This window comes from Burkholderia sp. Bp9142 (assembly GCF_003853415.1).
Lineage (GTDB): Bacteria > Pseudomonadota > Gammaproteobacteria > Burkholderiales > Burkholderiaceae > Burkholderia.
The window spans coordinates 13842-35603 of record NZ_QTPP01000034.1; the positions used below are offsets into that span (position 1 = coordinate 13842).

General features: G+C 67.3%; 20 protein-coding genes. 14 read left to right on the forward strand and 6 right to left on the reverse strand.

Annotated features, from left to right (window positions below):
• Positions 1-160: 160 nt before the first annotated feature.
• The 14 genes from DIE22_RS28865 to DIE22_RS28930 all read left to right on the forward strand — a co-directional run bounded on the left by DIE22_RS28865 (position 161) and on the right by DIE22_RS28930 (position 15953).
• Entirely contained in the window at positions 161-1807 is a 1647-nt protein-coding gene (locus DIE22_RS28865; RefSeq protein WP_124500536.1) for an EAL domain-containing protein, read from the forward strand.
• Positions 1808-1838: 31 nt separating this feature from the next.
• Positions 1839-2225, forward strand: a complete 387-nt coding sequence (locus DIE22_RS28870; protein ID WP_260426791.1) for a hypothetical protein — start codon at positions 1839-1841, stop codon at positions 2223-2225.
• Positions 2222-4588: a DNA polymerase II gene (locus DIE22_RS28875; RefSeq protein WP_124606601.1), complete on the forward strand. Its 2367-nt coding sequence runs from the start codon at positions 2222-2224 to the stop codon at positions 4586-4588. Before DIE22_RS28870 ends, DIE22_RS28875 begins: the two co-directional genes overlap by 4 nt.
• Positions 4589-4976: 388 nt before the next feature.
• Positions 4977-5810: an ABC transporter substrate-binding protein gene (locus tag DIE22_RS28880; RefSeq protein WP_124500538.1), complete on the forward strand. Its 834-nt coding sequence runs from the start codon at positions 4977-4979 to the stop codon at positions 5808-5810.
• 99 nt (positions 5811-5909) lie between these two features.
• Positions 5910-6749, forward strand: a complete 840-nt coding sequence (locus tag DIE22_RS28885; protein ID WP_124500539.1) for an amino acid ABC transporter ATP-binding protein — start codon at positions 5910-5912, stop codon at positions 6747-6749.
• A 10-nt stretch (positions 6750-6759) separates the two neighbouring features.
• A complete protein-coding gene (locus DIE22_RS28890; RefSeq protein WP_124606602.1) occupies positions 6760-7431 on the forward strand; it encodes an amino acid ABC transporter permease in 672 nt (223 codons plus the stop codon).
• Between the two features lie 10 nt (positions 7432-7441).
• Entirely contained in the window at positions 7442-8107 is a 666-nt protein-coding gene (locus DIE22_RS28895) for an amino acid ABC transporter permease (protein WP_124500541.1), read from the forward strand.
• Positions 8108-8141: 34 nt separating this feature from the next.
• Positions 8142-9020, forward strand: a complete 879-nt coding sequence (locus DIE22_RS28900; protein ID WP_124500542.1) for a dihydrodipicolinate synthase family protein — start codon at positions 8142-8144, stop codon at positions 9018-9020.
• 63 nt (positions 9021-9083) lie between these two features.
• Positions 9084-10100, forward strand: coding sequence for a 4-hydroxyproline epimerase (locus tag DIE22_RS28905; RefSeq protein WP_124606603.1), 1017 nt, complete (start codon positions 9084-9086; stop codon positions 10098-10100).
• Positions 10097-11389: an NAD(P)/FAD-dependent oxidoreductase gene (locus DIE22_RS28910; RefSeq protein WP_185640705.1), complete on the forward strand. Its 1293-nt coding sequence runs from the start codon at positions 10097-10099 to the stop codon at positions 11387-11389. Before DIE22_RS28905 ends, DIE22_RS28910 begins: the two co-directional genes overlap by 4 nt.
• Positions 11390-11404: 15 nt before the next feature.
• Positions 11405-12895: an aldehyde dehydrogenase family protein gene (locus tag DIE22_RS28915; protein ID WP_124606604.1), complete on the forward strand. Its 1491-nt coding sequence runs from the start codon at positions 11405-11407 to the stop codon at positions 12893-12895.
• Positions 12896-12902: 7 nt separating this feature from the next.
• On the forward strand, positions 12903-13949 hold the full coding sequence (locus DIE22_RS28920; RefSeq protein WP_124500546.1) for a proline racemase family protein: 1047 nt from the start codon (positions 12903-12905) through the stop codon (positions 13947-13949).
• Positions 13950-14013: 64 nt separating this feature from the next.
• Positions 14014-14721 carry a GntR family transcriptional regulator gene (locus DIE22_RS28925; protein ID WP_185640706.1) on the forward strand — a complete coding sequence of 236 codons (708 nt, stop codon included), beginning with the start codon at positions 14014-14016 and terminating at the stop codon, positions 14719-14721.
• Between the two features lie 98 nt (positions 14722-14819).
• The gene (locus tag DIE22_RS28930; RefSeq protein WP_124606605.1) at positions 14820-15953 is read left to right on the forward strand and encodes a J domain-containing protein; all 1134 of its coding nucleotides are present in this window, start codon (positions 14820-14822) and stop codon (positions 15951-15953) included.
• Positions 15954-16003: 50 nt separating this feature from the next.
• Here the strand turns inward: DIE22_RS28930 and DIE22_RS28935 are convergent, their stop codons facing one another.
• From DIE22_RS28935 to DIE22_RS28960, 6 genes are all read right to left on the reverse strand, one after another.
• On the reverse strand, positions 16004-16909 hold the full coding sequence (locus DIE22_RS28935; RefSeq protein ID WP_124606606.1) for a LysR family transcriptional regulator: 906 nt from the start codon (positions 16907-16909) through the stop codon (positions 16004-16006).
• Between the two features lie 100 nt (positions 16910-17009).
• On the reverse strand, positions 17010-18254 hold the full coding sequence (locus DIE22_RS28940) for an acyl-CoA dehydrogenase family protein (protein ID WP_124606607.1): 1245 nt from the start codon (positions 18252-18254) through the stop codon (positions 17010-17012).
• 38 nt (positions 18255-18292) lie between these two features.
• Positions 18293-19051: an SDR family NAD(P)-dependent oxidoreductase gene (locus DIE22_RS28945; RefSeq protein WP_124606608.1), complete on the reverse strand. Its 759-nt coding sequence runs from the start codon at positions 19049-19051 to the stop codon at positions 18293-18295.
• Positions 19052-19058: 7 nt separating this feature from the next.
• Complete coding sequence (locus DIE22_RS28950; RefSeq protein WP_124606609.1) at positions 19059-19823, reverse strand: SDR family oxidoreductase; 765 nt, start codon at positions 19821-19823, stop codon at positions 19059-19061.
• Between the two features lie 76 nt (positions 19824-19899).
• A complete protein-coding gene (locus DIE22_RS28955; protein ID WP_124606610.1) occupies positions 19900-20931 on the reverse strand; it encodes a phosphotransferase in 1032 nt (343 codons plus the stop codon).
• Between the two features lie 20 nt (positions 20932-20951).
• Complete coding sequence (locus DIE22_RS28960) at positions 20952-21626, reverse strand: histidine phosphatase family protein (RefSeq protein WP_124606611.1); 675 nt, start codon at positions 21624-21626, stop codon at positions 20952-20954.
• Between the last annotated feature and the right edge of the window lie 136 nt (positions 21627-21762).

The following is a 21762-nucleotide window of genomic DNA, read 5'->3' on the forward strand; positions in this document are numbered from 1 at the left end:
TTCGGGCGCGCGATCCAACCTGCATGCGCAGTCATGCATGGAGCAACGCGTCGCCCCCAGGCGATTCCGCCGCGATGCCACCGGATGCGATTCGCAAGCGTAGAATCGACCAGCGCGCCGCTTTCGGCGCGAATTACCGTGCCCCGGCCAGGCACGGCGCATGCTCCGCGTCTATCCATCGAACGGTTCGACCTGCATACCCATGCGTACAACAACAAATGCGACCCGAGGAACCTCCACGCCCGCGCCGGGCCCGAAGCCCGCATTCCAGCGCGGCGGGGTGTGGCCACACATCATCTTGTCCGTTGCCCTGATCATCTGCGTGCTTGTGCTCGTGCTGGCGTTCGTCATCGCCGATCGCCTCGCGCGCGAATCGATTGCCCGGCGCGAACGCGTCGTCGCGAACGACATCGTGGTCTCGGTCAATCACATCCTTGACGGGATTCGCTCGCGGCACCCGGACGAGTTGAACGCGCTGGTCGGACGGCCCTGCACGACGATCTTCCGGACACTTGCCGAAGTAGGCACTCACCTGCGTTATCTTCGCGCCGTCGGGCTGGCCAACAACGGTCGCGTCACGTGCTCGTCGGCGCTCGGTCCGATCGACGTCTCGCTCGACGCGTACCTGCAGGCGCCGGAACCGGGGATGACGGCCATCGCGCTGCTTCAGCAGACGCCGTTTCAGCATCGCGTTCCGGTGCTGGCGGCGTTTCGCGCGACCGCGCCCCAATCGGGCGTCCTTTATCTGGTCGAAGGCGACTATCTGGCGGACATGCTCGCACACGGTACCCGGTTCGGCGCGGAAACGGCCACGCTGTCGGTCGAGGGCGCGGGCGGCCTCGATCAGCATGGCGCGTTCGTGCCGCCATTCGGCACGGCCCCCGCGGCGGGCAGCGCGATCGCGTCGAGCACCTGGCCCTTCAGGGTTTCCGTCACCTCGTCGCAAGCCTACGTCTCGCAGGTGCATCGGCAGTACCGGCTGATCTGCGTGACGATCGCGCTGCTGGTGAACGGCCTCGTCGCGGCCGCCTACCTGCTCGCGATGGCGCCGCGCCGGCTGCTGCTGAAGGCCGTGCGCAACGCGCTGAACCGCAAGGAGTTCCACGTCGTGTACCAGCCGATCGTCGACGTCGACTCGCGCAGGACCGTGGGCGTCGAGGCGTTGCTGCGCTGGCATCATCCGAAATGGGGAGCGATCAGCCCGGCCGTGTTCGTGCCGCAGGTCGAATCGACCGCGATGCTGCCGAAGGTGACCGAATTCGTGCTGCGGACCGCCGTGTCGGAACTGACCGCGCTCACGCCGTCGATGCCGCTGCGCATCGCGATCAACATCGCGCCGAAGGATCTCGAACGCGCGCGCTTCGTGTCCGTCGTCGAAGACACGATCCGCCGGCTTCCGCCGGGCTTCACGCTGGTGCTCGAAGTGACCGAGCGCATCCTGCTCGAAAAGAATGCGCGCACGACCGAGATGTTCGCCGCGCTGCGCGCGAAGGGCGCGAAGTTCGCGATCGACGACTTCGGCACGCATCACAGCAATCTCGACATGCTGTCGCGTTTTCCGTTCGACTACGTGAAAATCGATCGCCAGTTCATCGCGCAACTGACGACCGGCAATGCGAAGCTGATCGAAGGGATCGCGGCGCTCGCGCACCACTACGACCTGAAGATCATTGCCGAGGGCGTGGAGACGGAAGAGCAGCATCGCGCGCTGCATGCGGTCGGGATCCAGTATGCGCAGGGCTACCTGTATCAGCGGCCGCAGCGGCCGGAACACCTGAAGCGGGATTTCGCATCGATGCCGGCTTAGGTGTCGGCCGCCGTCGCGGCACGCCATGACGATGGGCACGTCCACTGCGATCCTGCGGCGCGCCGGGCATTCGCATCGGTATCCCGGCAGTATCGTGACGGCTGAAGACATGCCGGCGCGACTCGCGACGCCGCACCCCGCGGTGATCGAATGTGCCGACGGCTCGGGCGCGACGGCGACGCGGTCGCCGCTGGAGGACGACGCGCTCGAGCTCCAGGTAGACGAATATGTGACGCGGAAGCGCCACCGGTCATCGCGCACCGCTGACTGCTGCGGCCGGTCGACGCGGCGCGCACCGCGTGGCGGGTCGACCGGCGGCTTCCTGCCACCTGATGCCAGCGGCGCCGCCTTCGGCGGGAACCGCGCGAGAGGCGCTAAAATCCGCCGCCTGGGCATCCACGACGAGCAAGCGTTTTGACGGCGTTCGAGCAGGGTTTCATCCTCACCCGCCACTGGCGGGACACCGCGTCCGGCATCGAGATCGAGTTCTGGCTGGCAACCGAACACGGTCCGCGCCGCGTGCGGCTGCGCCCGCAGGAAGCCGTCGCATTCTTGCCGGCCGGGCAGCAGGCGCTCGCCGAACGCGCGCTGGCCGGCGAACGCGATGCCGAGCTGCGCCCGCTCGCGCTGCGCGACTTCCGCCAGCGCGCAGTCGTCGGCCTCTATTGCCGCCGCTACCGCCACCTGTCCGGGCTCCAGAAACGCCTCGCCGTGGCCGGTGTCGACGTCTACGAAGCCGACATCCAGCCACCCGACCGCTACACGATGGAGCGCTTCATCACGGCGCCCGTGCTGTTTCGCGGCACGGCCGCCCGTGACGGCACGCTGACCGACGGCGAACTGAAACCGGCGACCGGCTACCGGCCGGTGCTGCGCTGCGTGTCGCTCGACATCGAGACCAGCATCCATGGCGAGCTGTACTCAATCGCGCTCGAAGGCTGCGGACAGCGGCAGGTCTACATGCTCGGCCCGCCCAACGGCGACGCGCCGGCCGCCGACTTCCGCCTCGACTACTGCGATAGCCGGGCCGAGATGCTCACGCGGCTCAACGACTGGTTCGACGTGCACGATCCCGATGCGGTGATCGGCTGGAACCTCGTGCAGTTCGACCTGCGCATCCTGCATGCGCACGCGGAGCAATACGGCGTGCCGCTGAAGCTCGGGCGCGGCGGCAGTGTGCTCGAGTGGCGCGCGCATGGTCAACAGCCCGACCACTTCTTCGCGGGCGCGGCCGGCCGCCTGATCCTCGACGGCATCGACATGCTGAAGTCGGCGACGTGGACGTTCCCGTCGTTCAGCCTCGAATACGTGTCGCAGTCGCTGCTCGGCGAAGGCAAGTCGATCGACAACCCGTATCAGCGGATGGACGAGATCCAGCGCCGCTTCGATCACGACAAGCCCGCGCTCGCGCACTACAACCTGAAGGACTGCGAACTCGTCACGCGCATCTTCGACAAGGCCGACCTGCTGTCCTTCGCGCTCGAACGCGCGACCGTCACGGGCCTCGCGGCCGATCGCACCGGCGGCTCGGTCGCGGCGTTCACGCACCTGTACCTGCCGCGCATGCACCGGCTCGGCTACGTCGCGCCGAACCTCGGCGACGTGACGGGCCAGAACAGCCCGGGCGGCTTCGTGATGGATTCGCGGCCCGGCCTGTACGACTCGGTGCTCGTGTTCGACTACAAGAGCCTCTATCCGTCGATCATCCGCACGTTCCTGATCGATCCGGCCGGGCTGATCGAAGGGCTCGCGCACCCGGGCGACGACACGTCGGTGCCCGGCTTTCTCGGCGCGCGCTTCTCGCGCACCGCGCATTGCCTGCCCGACATCGTGCAGCGCGTGTCCGAAGGCCGCGACGAAGCGAAACGCCAGCGCAACGCGCCGCTGTCGCAGGCGCTGAAGATCATCATGAATTCGTTCTACGGCGTGCTCGGCTCGACGGGCTGCCGGTTCTTCGATCCGCGCCTCGCGTCGTCGATCACGATGCGCGGCCACGAGATCATGCATCGCACCCGCGAGTTGATCGAGGCGCAGGGCTACGAAGTCATCTACGGCGACACCGATTCGACCTTCGTGTGGCTCGGACGCGAGCACGACGACGATGCAGCATCAGCCAAGGGCCGCACGCTCGTCGAGCACGTGAACCGCTGGTGGCAAGCGCACCTGCGCGATCGCTTCGGGCTGGAAAGCGCGCTCGAACTGCAGTACGAGCGACATTACCGCCGCTTCCTGATGCCGACGGTGCGCGGTGCGGAGGAAGGCAGCAAGAAGCGCTACGCGGGCCTCGCGCGCGCCGCGAATGGCGGCGAGGACCTCGTGTTCAAGGGGCTCGAAACCGTGCGCACCGACTGGACGCCGCTCGCGCAGGCGTTCCAGCGCGAGCTCTACCGGCGCGTGTTCAAGCGCGAGCCGTACCAGGACTTCATTCGCGACTACGTGCAACGCACACTCGACGGCGAATACGACGCGCAACTCGTCTATCGCAAGCGCGTGCGCCGGCCCTTGAGCGAATATCAACGCAACGTGCCGCCGCATGTGCGCGCCGCGCGGATCGCGGACGAATTCAACCAGGCGCGCGGCCGGCCGCTGCAGTACCAGCGCGGCGGCTGGATCAGCTACGTGATGACGACGGCCGGCCCCGAGCCGCTCGAGACGATGCGCTCGCCGATCGACTACGCGTTCTATGTGAGCCGCCAGTTGCAGCCGGTCGCCGACGCGATCCTGCCGTTCCTGCGCGACGATTTCGAGCGCGTGATTTCGGGGCAAGGTCAATTGTTCTGAGACCGACGGCGCGGCGACATCGTGCTCGCCCATTCCGTCATGCGGTTGTGCTCGCAACCGCTTCGCAACCCGTTCTCTCCCCGCGGCACCCCCGCACTCATCGGCATTCTCGCGCCCCCGTTGAACCGGCCGCTGCCATCCCCTGATCTTTCCTGTCCCCTCTTCGCGTAGCCGCCCCGGCCCCGCGTCGTGCAGCCCTTCTCCGTTCGCCGTCCCGCGGCGCCCCCACGCGCATCGGGAAAACCCGACCACCCACAGCGCAACTTCTCGTTGACACGCCGATTTTTGCCCTTCTAATATGCACACAACGCTGCACACAATAAAACACACATCGATGTGTGTAGAAAACAGCAGGCATGCGGGTTTACCCATCTCAAGTGAGGTCACCATGAATCGACTGTCTCGTTTCACCCGTCAAATCGCCGCGTGCACCGTGGCCGCGGCATCGCTCATCGCGGCCGCCCCGTCATACGCCGCCGGGCCCGACGCCTGGGCCGCCGTGAAGAAGGCCGGCGTACTGCGCTGCGGCGCCGCGGTCGCGCCCCCTTACGTGATGCGCGACCCGAAGACGGGCACCTACAGCGGCTTCTTCTCGGATCTGTGCCGCGACTTCGGGCAGAACGTGCTGAAGGTGAAGGTCGAATTCGTCGACACGAGCTGGGACAACATCGTGGCCGGCCTGCAATCGGACAAATGGGACCTGTCGCTCGCGCTGAACGACACGCCCGAGCGTGAAAAGGCCGTCGCGTTCTCCGCGCCGGCGACCGACTACAACGTCTCGTTCGTCTACAACAGGAACAACCCGAAGATCGCGAAGAACCTGCGCTCGCTCGCCGACATCGACAAGCCGAACGTCACGGTCGCGGTGATGTCGGGCACGTCGCAGGACAAGGCGATCTCGGCCGAACTGAAGCAGGCGCGGATCATGCGGCTGCCGGGCAACGACGAGACGCGCCTGTCGCTGATCTCGAAGCGTGCCGACCTGCTCGCCGACGCGAACATCACCAACATGCTGCTGACGGAAGCGCACCCTGACTGGGCGGCCAGCTTCAACCCCGCGCCGCCGCTCGCGCAGCAGGAAGTGGCGTTCGGCCTGCGCAAGGACACGCCCAAGGCCGACCTCGACGTCCTCAACGACTACCTCTCGCAGCAGGTCAGGTCGGGCGCGGTGAACCGTCTCATCAAGACTTCCGTACAGGCCATGCTGGCCCCGGGCAAGTAAGCACCGGTCGCACCGACGAGCCCGGCGGAACGCCGCCGGGCGCCGATTTTCCGATTCGCACTTTGCGCGCCGATGCCGGGCGCCGCTGGAGAGACTGTCATGTTGTCGCCTCAAACGACGGCCGTCAGGTCGGCCATGCATCCCCTTTCGACCACGCGCTTGCCCACGTCCGCACCGGACGGCGAGTTCGTGCGGCTGCGCGACGTGCACAAGGCATACGGCCCGAACCTCGTCGTGATGGACGGCATGAGCCTCGACATGCGCGCCGACGACCGGCTCGTGATCATCGGCCCGAGCGGCAGCGGCAAGAGCTCGCTGCTGCGCGTGATGATGGGACTGGAAGGGATCCAGCGCGGCGAGATCGCGTTCCAGGGCGCGTCGTACATCCGCGGCGGCGATGCGCGCGGCGGATGGCGCATCGACGCGAAGCTGCAGAAGCAGGTCGGCATGGTGTTCCAGCACTACACGCTGTTTCCGCACCTGTCGGTGCTCGGCAACCTGATTCTCGCGCCGGTGCGCGTCGGCGGGCTGTCGAAGGCGGAAGCGACCGGGCGCGCGCGCACGTATCTCGCGCGTCTCGGCCTCGAAAGCAAGCTGCATGCATATCCGAGCCAGCTCTCCGGCGGCCAGAAGCAGCGCGTGGCGATCGCCCGCGCGCTGATGCTCGAACCGAAGCTGATGCTGTTCGACGAAGTGACGTCCGCGCTCGATCCGGAGATGGTCGTCGAAGTCCAGAACGTGATGCTGCAGCTCGCCGAGCAGAAGATGGCGATGATCATCGTCACGCACGACATGCACTTCGCGCGGGACATCGCGACGCGCGTCGTGTTCTGCGCGAACGGCAAGATCGTCGAGGAAGGCGCGCCGGACCAGATCTTCAAGTGTCCGAAGGAAGCGCGCACGCGGGAATTCCTCGAGAAAGTCCTGCATCTCGACTGAGGCCGAAGCCATGAACTATCACTTCGATTTCAGCTTCCTCGCCGGCAGCCTCGGCGCGCTCGTCGACGGGCTGAAGATCACCGTCGTGCTGGCCGTCGCCGCGAACGCGATGGGCCTCGTACTCGGCTTCCTGCTGTGCCTGCTCGCGATGAGCCGCTGGGCGATCGTGCGCTGGCCGGCCCAGCTCTTCATCGAATTCTTCCGCTGCACGCCCGCGCTGCTGCAGATCGTCTGGTTCTTCTACTGCATCCCGATGATGGTCGACGTGTTCATCGACCCGGTCGCGATGGGCGTGCTCGCGCTCGGCCTGAACCTCACGGCGTTCAACGCGGAAGCCTACCGCGCCGGCGTGCAGGCGGTGCCGAAGGAGCATCTCGACGCCGCGGTGGCGCTCGGCCTGCGGCCGTGGCAACGCACGATCTTCGTCGTGCTGCCGCAGGCGCTGCGCAGCGCGATGCCGGTGCTGCTGACGAACGGCATCGGCAGCCTGCAGCAAAGCGCGCTGGTGGCGATCGTCGCGGTGGCCGACCTGATGTACGTCGCGAAGAGCATCGCGACCGAAGCGTACCGGCCGCTCGAAACCTACTCGGTCGTCGCACTCGTGTATTTCGCGCTGTCGCTGCCGATCGCGAAACTCGTCCATGTCATCGAGCGCCGCCAGGACGTCGCCGTCCAGCGCTGAGGAGCCCGTCGTGAATCTCGATTTTGCCGTCGTCTGGCCGTACTGGCTCGTGCTCGCGAAAGGCCTCGGGCTGACGCTTGCGTTCACCGTCACGTGCGCGCTCGTCGGCAGCCTGCTCGGCTTCGTGCTGAGCCTCTTGCGGATGTCGCCGTCGCGCTGGCTGCGCGGGCCGGTCACCGCGTTCGTCGAATTCTTCCGCGGCACGCCGCTGCTGATCCAGCTGTTCTGGGTGTTCTTCTGCTTCCCGGTCGTGCTGCGCCTGCCGATCCCGCCGTACCTGTCGGTGCTGATCTCGCTGACGCTGTACATGGCCGCGATCACGAGCGAGACGTTTCGCGGTTCGCTGAAGTCGATCGCCGGCGAGCAGCACGACGCGTGCATCGCGCTCAGCCTGTCGCCGCACGTGAAGATCGTCTACGTGATCTTTCCGCAGGCGCTGCTGCGCGCGATCCCGCCGCTGCTGTCGAACGTCGTGAGCCTGTTCAAGGAGAGCGCGCTCATTTCGTCGGTGGGGATCGCCGACCTGATGTTCGTCGGCCAGAACGTGTCGAACAGCACCGCACGGCCCGTCGAGTTCCTGACGACCGTCGCCGTCATCTATTTCCTCGTCGCCTTTCCGCTGACCCGCCTGGTCGGCGTAGTGGAGTCCAGGATGCTCAGGCGCTATGCCTATTAACTCGCAACGCTCTCACCCAAGCCGGAGAAATCTCATGCAACTGAAAGGCATTCTGCCCGCCCTCGTCACGCCGTTCGATGCATCGGGCGCGGTCGATCACGACACGCTCGCGTCGATCCTCGAATTTCAGCTCGCCGCGGGCGTCAGCGGTTTCGTGCCGCTCGGTTCGACCGGCGAATACTACGCGCTCACGAACGACGAGCGCCGCGCGGTGATGAAGACCGTGCGCGAAGTGGTCGGCAGCCGCGGCACGCTGATCGCCGGCGCGAACGGCTCGTCGACGCGCGAGGTGATCGAGCAGGTCCGCCAGGCGCGCGATGCCGGCTACACGAACATCCTGATCGCACCGCCGTACTACGCGCTGCCGTCGCAGGACGAACTGATCGGGCACTACGACGCGATTCTCGCGGCGGTGACCGACGTGAACGTGATCCTGTACAACTACCCGGTGCGCACGAACGTCGAGGTCGGCTTCGGCGTGCTCGACGCGTTCAAGGATCATCCGCGCGTGATCGGCATCAAGGAAAGCAGCGGCAACCTGCTGCGCGCGATCGAGATCGGCGGCAAGTACCGCGACCACTATCAGCTGTCGTGCGGCTCCGACGACCAGGCGCTCGACTTCTTCCTGTGGGGCGCGACGAGCTGGATCTGCGGGCCGGCGAACTGCTTTGCGAAACAGGTCGTGAGCTTCTACGATAAATTCTCAGCAGGCGACATTGCGGGCGCGCAGAATGTGATGCGTTCGCTGTTCCCGGTGATGGCGAGCATGGAGTCGGGCAAGTTCATCCAGAAGGTGAAGTACGGCTGCGAACTGGCCGGCTTCAAGGTCGGCAACGCACGCATGCCGCTGCAGCCGCTGACGGACGACGAGAAGGCGGAATTCCGCGCGATCTTCGAGGCGTCGCAGGCGTAAGGCCGTCGTGCACATCCGTACCGGCGCCAGACGGCGCCGGTACGCCGACCGAGGAACCTCAACATGACGATTCACAGCTTTACCTGCATCGAAGGCCATACCGAAGGCATGCCGGTACGCATGGTGATCGACGGCGCGCCGACGCTGCGGGGCGCGACGATGAACGCGCGCCGCGAGGATTTCGTCGCGCATCACGACTGGGTGCGCCGCACGCTGATGCTGGAGCCGCGCGGCCATGCGCACATGTCGGGCACGATCTTCTATCCACCGGTCAGCGACGACGCCGATTTCAGCCTGCTGTTCATCGAGACGTCGGGCTGCCTGCCGATGTGCGGTCACGCGACGATCGGCTCGATCGCGTTCGCGATCGAGGAACGCCTCGTCGTGCCGAAGCAGCCGGGCACGGTCACGGTCGACGTGCCGGCCGGGCAGATCGTCGCGCGCTACGAGATGGACGGCGCACGCGTGACGTCGGTGCGCTTCACCAACGTGCCGAGCTTCCTGCTCGCGCGCGACGTCGAGATCGACATTCCCGCGCTCGGCAGGCTGGCCGTCGATATCGCGTACGGCGGCAACTTCTATCCGATCGTCGAGGTCCAGCCGAACTTCCCCGGCTGCGAGCATTTCACGCCGGACGCGCTGCTGGCGTGGGGTCGTGACGTGCAGCTTGCGGTCAACGCGGCGCTCGACGTCGTGCATCCCGATCATCCGGCGATTCGCGGCGTGCGGCACTGCATGTGGACGGGCAAGCCGATCGCGGACGATGCAGACGGGCGCGCGGTGGTGATCGCCGGCGACAGCCTCGTCGACCGTTCGCCGTGCGGCACCGGCAGCTCCGCACGCGTCGCGCAGCGCTTCGCGCGCGGCTGGCTGAAGGCCGGCGAAGCGTATTGTCACGAAAGCCTGATCGGCAGCCGCTTCATCGGCCGCGTGGAATCGGTCACGCGCCTCGACAGCGGGCTCGACGCGGTGCGGCCGAGCATCGAAGGACGCGCGTGGGTCACCGGGCGCGCGCAGTATCGCGTCGATTCGTCCCAGCCTTATGCGCACGGCTTCAGCCTGCAGGAGTTCGTCAATTGAACGCGATTCCGCGACAACCCGCGCCCGCGGCACCGGACACCGCGCGCGAGGCAACGGCCGTCGTGATCGGCGGCGGGATCGTCGGCGTGTGCTGCGCGCTCTATCTGCAGCGCGACGGCCATGCCGTCACGCTGATCGATCCGGCCGCCCCCGGCGACAGCACCGCGAAATGGAGCTGCGGGCAGATGGCGGTCAGCGAGGTCATTCCGCTGTCGAAGCCCGGCATCCTGATGAAGGTGCCGCGCTGGCTGCTGGACCAGAACGGGCCGCTCGCGCTGCGGCCCGGCGCGCTGCCCGGCATCCTGCCGTGGTTCTTCCGGTTCGTCGCATCGGCCCGCCACGCGAAGATCGTGTCGATCGCGCAGGCAATGGCCACGCTCACGCACGACGTCTACCCCGACTATGCGCCGCTGCTCGATGCGTGCGGCGACCGCGCGCTGCTGGGGCAGCGCCCGGTGCTCGAAGTGTTCGACGATCCGGCCGGCATCGCGCACGAACAGCCGCATCTCGAGTTGCGGCAGTCGCTCGGCTTCGCATCGCAGCGGCTGACGGCCGCGGACATCGGCGATCTCGAACCGGTGCTCGCCGGCCGGTTCCGGCACGGGCTGCTGTTTCCCGACTGGCGCGCGGTCAACGATACCGAAGGCTTCATCGCCGCGCTGACGGCCAGCTTCGAGGCGCAAGGCGGACGCCGCATCCGCGCGAACGCCGCACGCATCGACGAGGCCGACGGGCGCGCGACCGGCGTGACGCTCGCGAACGGCGAGCGCGTCGCGGCCGATCACGTGGTCGTCGCGGCCGGCACCGGTTCGCGGCAGTTCTTCGGGCAGCTCGGCGTGCGCGTGCCGCTCGAAGGCATCGCCGGCTACCAGGCGCTCGTGACCGACCCGGGCGTCGAATTCCGTCACTCCGTCATCTACGCGGACGGCGGCTTCTGCTTCAGCCCGATGACGCGCGGGCTGCAGATCGGCGGCACCATCGAGTTCGCGGGTCGCCATGCGGCGCCGAACTTCCGGCGCGCGGACATCATCCTGGAGAAGGCCCGACGGATCCTGCCGGAACTGCAGACCACACGCGTCGAATACGGCGTCGGCTATCGGCCGTTCCTGCCCGACACGAAACCGGTGATCGACCGCTCGAAGCGGCTGCCGAACGTGATCATGGCATTCGGCCACGGCCAGCTCGGCCTCACGCTCGGCGCAACCACGGGCCGTCTGGTCGGCGACCTCGTCGCCGGCCGCCCGACGCGGCAGGACCTGTCGCCGTTCAGCGCCTATCGCTTCACCTGACATTCGAGACCCTTCATGCACGCCTACGAACAACTTTTCATCGACGGCCGCTGGGTGGCGCCCGTTCAGGGCCGTACCTTCGACACGCTCGATCCGAGCAACGAAACCGTGATCGCGAAAGTGGCCGCCGCCACCGCGGAAGACATCGACGCCGCGGTCAATGCCGCGCGTCGCGCGTTCGACGCAGGCCCGTGGCCGCGCATGACCGGCGCGCAGCGCGCCGCCGTGCTGCGCGCGATCGCGCAAGGCATCCGCGACCGGCTGCCCGAGCTGGCCGAGCTCGAAGTGCGCGACAACGGCAAGCCGCTGCCCGAAGCGCTGTGGGACCTCGGCGACGCCGCCGGCTGCTTCGACTTCTACGCGGGGCTCGCCGAACAGCTCGACAGCGGCGCCGAAACGCCGGTGCCGCTCGCGGACGAACGCTTCAGCACGGTCGTCCGGAAGGAGCCGATCGGCGTGGCCGGCGCGATCATCCCGTGGAATTTTCCGCTGCTGATGGCCGCGTGGAAGGTCGCGCCCGCGCTCGCGGCCGGCTGCACGATGGTGCTCAAGCCATCCGAACTGACGCCGCTCACCGCGCTGGAGCTGGCCGGAATCGCCGACGCGGCCGGACTGCCGGCCGGCGTGCTGAACGTCGTGACGGGCCTTGGCGCGGACGCCGGCGCGCCGCTCGCCGAGCATCCGGGCATCGACAAGCTCGCGTTCACCGGCAGCGTGCCGACCGGCAGCCGGATCATGCAGGCTGCCGCGCGCGACATCAAGAACGTGAGCCTCGAACTGGGCGGCAAGTCGCCGTTCATCGTGTTCGGCGACAGCGATCTCGAAGCAGCCGTCGAATGGATCCTGTTCGGCATCTTCTGGAACCAGGGCGAAGTGTGTTCGGCGACGTCGCGCGTGCTCGTCGAGCGCGCGCTGTACGCGCCGCTCGTCGAGCGGCTCGCGCAGGAAGCGCGCAAAATCAGGATCGGCAACGGCCGCGACGACGGCGTGCTGCTCGGCCCGCTGGTGAGCCGCGGGCAGTACGACAAGGTGCGGGCGGCCATCGCGCGCGGCCGCGACGAAGGCGCGCGGCTCGTGACGGGCGGCGGCCGGCCCGCGCACCTGGAGCGCGGCTACTTCATCGAGCCGGCCGTGTTCGCCGACGTGCCGGAAGACAGCTGGATCTGGCGCGAGGAAATTTTCGGGCCGGTCGTCTGCGTGCGGCCGTTCGATACGGAAGACGAAGCGGTGCGCTCGGCCAACGATTCGCGCTTCGGTCTCGCGGCGGCGGTGATGTCGGCCGACCTGCCGCGCTGCGAACGCGTGGCACGCGCGATGCGGGCGGGTATCGTGTGGATCAACTGCTCGCAGCCGACGTTCACGGAGGCGCCGTGGGGCGGCTACAAGCAGAGCGGGATCGGACGCGAACTCGGCGAGTGGGGCCTGAACAACTACCTCGAGATCAAGCAGATCACGCGCTACGACAGCGACAAGCCGTGGGGCTGGTACATCAAGCAGGAAAGGTGAATCGATCATGCGCTGGAACAAAACGCTGCAGCTCGTCGACGTGCATTGCGAGGGCGAGATCGGCAAGGTCATCACCGGTGGCGTCCTCGACGTGCCGGGCAAGACCATGCTCGACAAGATGAACCACATCAACGAGACCGACGACAGCTTGCGGCGCCTGGTCGTGCTCGAACCGCGCGGCTGCCTGCAGATGTCGGTCAACCTGCTGCTGCCGCCGACACGGCCGGAAGCGGATGCCGGCTTCATCGTGCTGCAGGCCGACAAGGCGCATCCGATGTCGGGCAGCAACTGCATCTGCGTCGTGACCGCATTGCTCGAACTCGGGATGGTGCCGATGCAGGAGCCCGAGACCACCGTCGTGCTCGACACGCCGGCCGGGCTCGTCACCGCGCGGGCCGCCTGCCGCGACGGCCGCTGCGTCGGTGTATCGCTCGACATGGTGCCTGCGTTCGTCGAACACCTCGACGTCGACGTGCACACGGCGGAATTCGGCACGATCAAGGCCGACATCGCATTCGGCGGCGTGTACTACGCGCTCGTCGACGTCGACCAGATCGGGCTCGACATCGCGCCGGGCAACGCACGGCAGCTCGCGACGCACGGTGTACGGCTCAGGGAGATCATCAACCGGCAGGTCGCCGTACAGCATCCGCTTTACCCGGACATCAACGAGGTCGCATACGTGATGTTTCGCAACCGGGTCGACGACACGGTGTACCAGACCTGCACGACGCTGCCGCCCGGCCGCGTCGACCGCTCGCCGTGCGGGACCGGCAGTTCGGCCAATCTCGCGACGCTCGCCGCGCGCGGGCGCGTGCAGGTCGGCGACCGCCTGACGTCGCGCTCGACGATCGGCGGCGAATTCCGCGTCGAGCTGCTCGGCACGACCGAAGTGGGCGGGCGGCCGGCCGTGCTGCCGCGCGTCACCGGGCGCGCGTGGGTGTTCGGATTCCAGCAGCTCGGCGTCGATCCCGACGATCCGCTGGCCGCGGGATTCATGCTCAGCGACACGTGGGGCGACGGGTTCGGGCCCTCGGCGACGTCGGGCACGTGAGGACGCGATGCTAAACTCCAGAGCGCGCCCGGCGACCCGGGCCGATTACAGGAAAGGCAGCGAGATGAGCAAAGAGGCCGTTGAAACCGAAGGTGGCGGCCGCCGGCACGGCGGGCGGTATGTGTATGAGGAATTGCGCAAGCAGATCCTGACGCTGAAGCTGAAACCGGGCGTGCAGCTCGACGAAATCTCGCTGGCCGCGCAGTTCGGGCTGTCGCGCTCGCCGGTGCGCGACGCCATTGCGCGACTGAGCAGCGAGGGGCTCGTCACGATCCTGCCGAACCGCACGACGCTCGTCACGCCGTTCGAGATCGAGGAATTCCCGAAGTACATCTCGGCGCTCGACCTGATCCAGCGCGCGGTCACGCGGCTCGCGGCCACGCAGCGCTCGGAAGCCGATCTCGCGAAGATCCGCAAGGCCGACGACGTCTACATGGAGGCCGTCGCGAGCGGCGACTTCCAGGCGATGTCGGAGACCAACAAGGCGCTCCACATGGCGATCGCGCACGCCGCGAACAACCCGTACTTCGTCGGTTACTACGAGCGGCTGCTCGGCGAAGGGCAGCGCCTGCTCCATCTGCATTTCGACTTCACCGTGAGTTCGCCGACGGCCGCCAAGCTCGGCCGCGACCACGACGAACTGATCGACGCGATCGTGCGACGCGACGCGGACGCCGCCGAGCGCGCCGCGCACGAGCACACGATGCTGTTCCAGAAGCGCTTCCTCGACTACATGAAGCAGAACATGACGGAGTCGATGGCCGTGCTGTAACGCATCGGCCTCGGCACACCGCAGGCCGGAGCGCACGCGCCCATCCGGCTAAAATACCGGCCTGCCGCGCCTCCCGCCGCGGCCGGAGGATATTGATCATGACCGCACGTCGCGGTGCCGCGGTCGCCATCGCGCCCGGTCACGAGACAGCCAGCCTGTCGAAAGCCCAGAAAACCTTCAATACGCTCGTCAAGCACATCGAAAAGCGACGCGAGCGTCTCGGTGCGTGGGAAGCCGTCATGCCGGTCTTCCAGAAGAAGTTCGTCGACGCTCTGTTGCCGCTCGAACAGGAAGCGACCGCGCTGCGAATCAGGCTGATCCATCTGCTCGACGACGCGTTCCTGCGGAAGGGACTGAGCAAGGCCGAGCAGCGCACACTCTCCGACCTGATCGCCGATATGGCGCGCGACTTGTTGAACGTCAGCGACGACGCGGAACTGAAGATCATTTACGACCGGCATCGCGCATCCGGGAACATCGGCAGCGCCGCGGTCGATCGCGAACCGGCGAAGCCGGAACCGAAGCTGACGCCAACGCCCGGCATGGAATCGGCAGACGATCTCGACACGCTGTCGCCCGACGAACTTGCCGATCGGATGCAAGCCGAACTCGACGCGCAGTTCGAGCGCGACATGGCTGCTCACGCAGCCCGCGAGGCACAGCGCGCGAAGCGCAAGAAAGCGCCGAAGCAATCGGCCGCGCAGGCCAGGATCGAAGCCGAGCAGGCCGAATCGAGCAAGTCGATCCGCGAGATCTATCGCAAGCTTGCCAGCGCGCTGCATCCCGATCGCGAAACGGATCCCGCGGAGCAGGAACGCAAGACCGTGCTGATGCAACGGGTCAACCACGCCTATGCGAAGGCCAACCTGCTGCAGTTGCTCGAACTGCAACTGGAGATCGAACAGATCGACCGCCGTGCGATCGACGGGCTCAGCGAAGCGCGGCTGACGCGCTACAACGGCATCCTGGAAGAGCAGCTTCGTGAACTCGATCAGGAGATCCAGCACGTCGAGACCGATTTCCGGCGGACTTACGGCATTGCGTCGTCCGTCAAGGTCGCGCCCGATACCGTCGTGCGCATGCTCACGCGCGACATTGCCGGCATGCAGCGCGGCAACCAGGACCTCGGCGTGGCACTGCGCGAGTTCGAGGATCCGGACAAGGTCAGGGACTGGCTGAAGGACATGAAGCGCCGGCCGGCATCGTCACGCTTGGACGACGATTCGTTCTGAGCGGCGGGCTGGCAGATACCGGCGAACGCGCGACGTGCGCGCCCCGCGCATCACCGCGGCCCGCCCATCCCGCCCATCAGCCTCATCAGCTGCTCCCGCAGCCACCGACTGCCCTGATCCTGATCGGCGCTGCGATGCCAGTAGCAGAAGTATTCGAGCCCCGGCATCTCGAACGGCAGCTCGAGAATCCGCGCCGGATAGCGCTGCAGCAGCCTGAGCGGCGCGGTCAGCGCGAGGTCGCCGCGCATCGCGATCAGCGGCGCGACCATGTAGTGCTGCACGCGCATCTGGATGTTGCGGCGCAGCCCGAGCCGCGTCAGTTCCGCATCGACGTGCCCGCTGCCCTTGCGGCGGCTCGACACGTGGATGTGCCCCATCGACAGGTAGTCGTCCATGGTCAGCGTATCGCCCTTGAATGGGTGATCGTCGCGGATCATGCACGCGTAGCGGTCGCGCACGAGCAGCGCCTGGTGCAGGTGCGGGTCGCCGATCAGCGGCGCGTCGATCGCGATGTCGACGGAGCCGTTCGCGAGCGCGGTCGCCACTTCGCGGCGGTCCATCGTGTAGCTGCGCACGTGCATGCCGGGTGCATGCGTCTGCAGCAGTTCGCCGAGCGCGGGCAGCAGCAGCGCCTCGGTCAGGTCGCTCATGCTCAACCGGAACACGCGCTCGGACGAGGCGGGATCGAACACGTCGCCTTCGTGCGCGCTCGAATCGAGCAGCTGCAGCGCCTCGCGCACGCGGCCGACGATGTTCTCGGCCATCGGGGTCGGCATCATCCCCGCCGGCGTGCTGACGAACAGCGGGTCGTTCAGCGTCTTGCGCAGCCGTGCCAGCGCGTTGCTGACGGCCGGCTGCGTGAGGTTCAGCACCTCGGCCGCGCGCGTCAGGTTGCGCTTGTTGTAGATCGCCTCGAATACGACGAATAGGTTCAGATCAATCTTCGAAAGGCGCATCGCCGGATCTCCTTGCCGGCATCTTACGGCGTGCGCCATTCGTTCGTCCATGCAGGCCCCGCGAGAGACGCCGGACGCATTGCGCATCCCGGCGCGCCGCTCAACCGCGCGGCGGCCGCGTCAGGTACGGCTCGGTCGACCCGCGCACGGCATCCTTGATCTCCATCCGCGCGATCGCCTGCAGGTGCACCTCGTCCGGGCCGTCGGCGAAGCGCAGCGCGCGGCCCCAGGTCCACAGATCGGCGAGCGGCGTATCGGGGCTCAACCCCGCCGCGCCGAACACCTGCATCGCGCGGTCGCAGACGTCCGTATACACGGTCGGCACGAGCGCCTTGATCATCGCGATTTCCTTGCGCGCGGCCTTCGCGCCGACCTTGTCGATCATCCACGCGGCCTTCAGCACGAGCAGGCGCGCCTGGTCGATCTCGATGCGCGAGCGCGCGATCCATTCGCCGACCGTGCCATGCCGGTTCAGCGGCTTGCCGAACGCGACGCGCGACTGCGCGCGGTCGACCATCAGCTCCAGCGCGAGCTCGGCCGCGCCGATCGAACGCATGCAGTGGTGGATGCGGCCGGGCCCGAGGCGGGCCTGCGCGAGCGCGAAGCCGCTGCCTTCCGCGCCGAGCAGGTTGCGCGCCGGCACGCGCACGTTGTCGAACGTGATCTCGCAGTGCCCTTCCGGCGCGTGGTGATTGACCACCGTGATGTTGCGCACGACCGTCACGCCCGGCGTGTCGCGTGGCACGAGGATCATGCTCTGCTGCTGGTGCGACTCGGCGTCCGGATCGGTCTTGCCCATCACGATGAAGATCCTGCAGTTCGGATGCGCGGCGTTCGTGATGAACCACTTGCGGCCGTTGATCACGTATTCGTCGCCGTCGCGCTCGATGCGCGTCGTGATGTTCGTCGCATCGGACGATGCCACGTCGGGCTCCGTCATCGCGAACGCCGAGCGGATCTCGCCGCGCAGCAGCGGCAGCAGCCACTGTTCACGCTGCTCGGGCGTCGCGAACATGTGCAGCAGCTCCATGTTGCCGGTATCCGGCGCGTTGCAGTTGAACACCTCCGGCGCCCAGCTCACGCGCCCCATGATCTCGGCGAGCGGCGCGTATTCGAGGTTCGTCAGGCCCGTGCCGGGCTCGTCGTCCTTGAGGTGCGGCAGGAACAGGTTCCACAGCCCTTCCGCCTTCGCGCGTTCCTTCAGTTCCTCCATGAACGACACGGGATACTGGCCCGCATGCACTTCCTCGTTCCACTGGCGGATGCGCGGCACGATGTGCGCGTCCATGAACGCGCGCACGCGTTCGCACAGTTCTTCCACTTTCGGGGTGTAGCCAAAGTCCATGATCGACTCCTCGAGATTCCGGTTTCCGTTCGTTCGGTTCAGAAGGCCGAGACACCGCCGTCGACGGCGACGGCCTGCCCGGTCAGGTAAGTGTTTTCCTTCGCGCACAGCGTCAGCATCGTCGCGACGATTTCCTCGGGGCGGCCGAGCCGCTTCATCGGCGTCCCTTGGGCGAGAAAATCCTGGCGCTCGCCGATGTCGCTGTCGGTGACCATCGGCGTCGTGCTGTAGAACGGGCACACCGCGTTCACGCGAATGCCGTGGCGCGCGTATTCGAGCGCGGCCGTCTTCGTGAGCCCGACCACCGCGTGCTTCGACGCCGCATAGGCGGCCAGCTTCGGCGCACCGCCGAGCCCGGCCATCGACGCGACGTTCAGGATCACGCCTTCGCGCTGCGCGAGCATCTGGCGGATCTGGTGCTTCATCCCGAAGAACACGCCCTTCGCGTTCACCGCGAAGCTCAGGTCGAGATCGGCTTCGTCGGTGTCGATCAGCGCCTTCATCGGCGGTGCGATACCTGCGTTGTTGATGCCGACGTCGAGCCGCCCGAAGCGCGCGGCCGCCGCCTGCACCAGCGCCGCGACGTCAGCCTCGATCCGCACGTCGCAGCGCCGCGCGATCACGTCGGCGCCGGCCGCGCGCAGCGGCGCGGCCACGCGTTCGAGCGCTTCATCGTTCAGGTCGCCGAGCGCCAGCCGCGCGCCCATCGCGGCCAGCTCGCTCGCGAGCAACGCACCGAAGCCGCTCGCGGCGCCGGTGATCATCACGGCCTGCCCGGCGTAGCTGTCGAGTTTCATCGCGCGCTCAGATCGTCAGGCCGCCGTCGACGACGATGCATTCGCCGTTCGTGTAGCTCGCGGCGTCCGACACGAGATACAGCACGGTGCCGGCCATCTCGCGCGGCTCCGCGTGGCGGCGCAGCGGGATCTTCCCCATCCAGGTCTCGTAGATGTCCTTGTCGGCGAACAGCGCGCCCGCGAACTTCGTCTTCGTGAGGCCGGGCAGCAGCGCGTTCACGCGGATCCCGAACGGCCCGCACTCCTTCGCGAATGCCTTCGTCATGTTGACCACCGCGGCCTTCGTGATCGAATAGATGCCCTGCCGGTCGCCCGGCTGCAGCGCATTGACCGACGCAGTGTTGACGATCGCGCCGCCGCCCTGCGCCTTCATCAGCTTGCCGGCCTCGACCGACATGAAGAAGTAGCCGCGGATGTTCACGTCGACGGTCTTTTCATACGCGGCGAGATCGGTATCGAGGATGTGCCCGAAATACGGGTTCGCGGCCGCGTTGTTCACGAGGATGTCGAGCCGGCCGTGTTTGCCGCGGATCGTCTCGAACGTCGCGGCGATGTCCTCCAGCCGCCCGACGTGGCAGGCCAGCGCTTCGGCGCGGCCGCCCGCCGCAATGATTGCGTCCGCCACCGCCTGGCAGTCGTCGAGCTTGCGGCTCGACACGATCACGTGCGCGCCCTGCTCCGCGAGCAGCTTCGCGATTTCCTCGCCGATGCCGCGGCTCGCGCCCGTCACCAGCGCGATCTTGCCCGTCAGGTCGAACAGATTCGTTGCCATGTTGCCGTGCTCCTCCATTGATGTGTTGTCGTGCCGCCGCGCGGCGAGATCGGTGCTCGCGGCGCTTCCGTCGATTTCAGCGATGCGCGTCGATCACGCCGACGGCCAGTTCGGCCAGCCGGCCGGCCATCGCGCCCACGCGCAGCGCCTGCTCGCTCGACGCGTTGCCCTGCAGCGCACGCGCCTTCACGCCCTGCGCGATCGCCGCGAGCCGGAAGAAACTGAACGCGAGATAGAAATGCCAGTCGCGGATCGGCTCGATCCCGCGCAGTTCGCAATAGCGCGCGACGATCGCCGCTTCGTCGGGAATGCCGAGTTCGGCACGATCCTGGCCCGCGAGCCCGCGCACCTGGCCGCCCGACGGCAACCGCAGGCACATGCAGAAGTACGCGAGATCGGCGAGCGGATTGCCGAGCGTCGACAGTTCCCAGTCGAGCACGGCCTGCACGCGATAGTCGTCGCGCGCGAACATCAGGTTGTCGATCCGGAAGTCGCCATGCACCAGCGCAGGCCGGCCCGTGTCCTCCGGGCAGGCCTTCGGCAGCCAGTCGATCAGCGTTTCCATCGCGTCTAGACGCTCCGTTTCCGCCGCGCGATACTGCTTCGTCCACACGCCGATCTGGCGCTCGAAATAGTTGCCGGGGCGGCCGTAGTCGGCGAGACCCACCGCGTCGACGTCCACGTCGTGCAGCGCGGCCATCGTGCGCAGCAGCGCGTCGTAGCAGATCGCCCGGTCGGCCTTCGGCAGTTCCGGCAGCGCCGGATCCCAGAAGATCCGGCCGTCCTCGAAGCTCATCACGTAGAACAGGCTGCCGATCACGTCGCGGTCAACGCAGAGGTGATACGGATGCGCGACCGGCACCGCGGTGCCCGACAGTGCGCTCAGCACGCGGAATTCGCGATCGACCGCGTGCGCGGATTTCAGCAGTTCGCCGGGCGGCTGGCGGCGCAGCACGTAGCGGCCGCTTTTCGCATGCAGCAGGAAGGTCGGGTTCGACTGGCCGCCGGCAAACTTCTCCATGTCGAGCGGGCCTTCGAAACCCGGCACGTGCGCTTCCAGATAGCGCGTGAGGCGGGCTACGTCGAGGGGCTGGGAAGGGTTCGTCATCGTCGCGATCGTTCGTGGGGTCAGCCGTAGGTGCGCCACGCATGCCGCTCGGGATCCTCGAGATGCGGGATGCCGTTGAACGACGCCAGGTGGAACGCTTCGGCGTTGAAGAAAAACTGCGAAAGACTGCTGTTGCGGATCTGCAGGTTCAGCGCGATCGCGATCGCCGGCGGGGCGGCGAGCACCTGCTGCACGGTCACCGCGATCGGTCCGCCGGAACTCACCGCGAGCACGCGCTGGCTACCGCCGTCGCGGATCGCGGCGCGCGCGTCGGCGACGCGCTGCTGGAAATGCGCCCAGGTCTCGGGCGCGGTGTCGCCGAGCTGGTCGTCGGCCCACAGATGCAGCACCTGCCGCAGCGCGCGAAAGTATTCCTTCATCGAGCCGGCCGCGAGCCGCGCGATCTCCGGATAATCGCTGGCCGCCGCCGCGAACAGCCCGTGGAAGTCGTATTCGTTCAGGCCCGGATGGCGGTCGACCGGCATGCCTTCGCGGCCCATCCCGCGCAGGATCGCATCGACGGTCTGCGCATGCCGGTTCAGCGTGCCGCAGATCACGCGGTCGAACGCCAGGCCCTGCCGCGCGAAATGCTCGCCGAGCCAGACACCCTGCTGCTCGCCGGCCGCGGACAGCCGGTCGTAGTCGTCCGTGCCGAACGACGCCTGCCCGTGCCGGACCAGAAAGAGTTCAGCCATTGCATGCCCGCCTGAGTGATACCGGAAGCCCAGCATAGCGATGGGGATTGCATTTTTGAAATTTATTTTCTGAATCGGTCGGCATTCATCGCATGAATTCCTGGTATCCGGACCGTGCGCATTCGACGCGCGATGG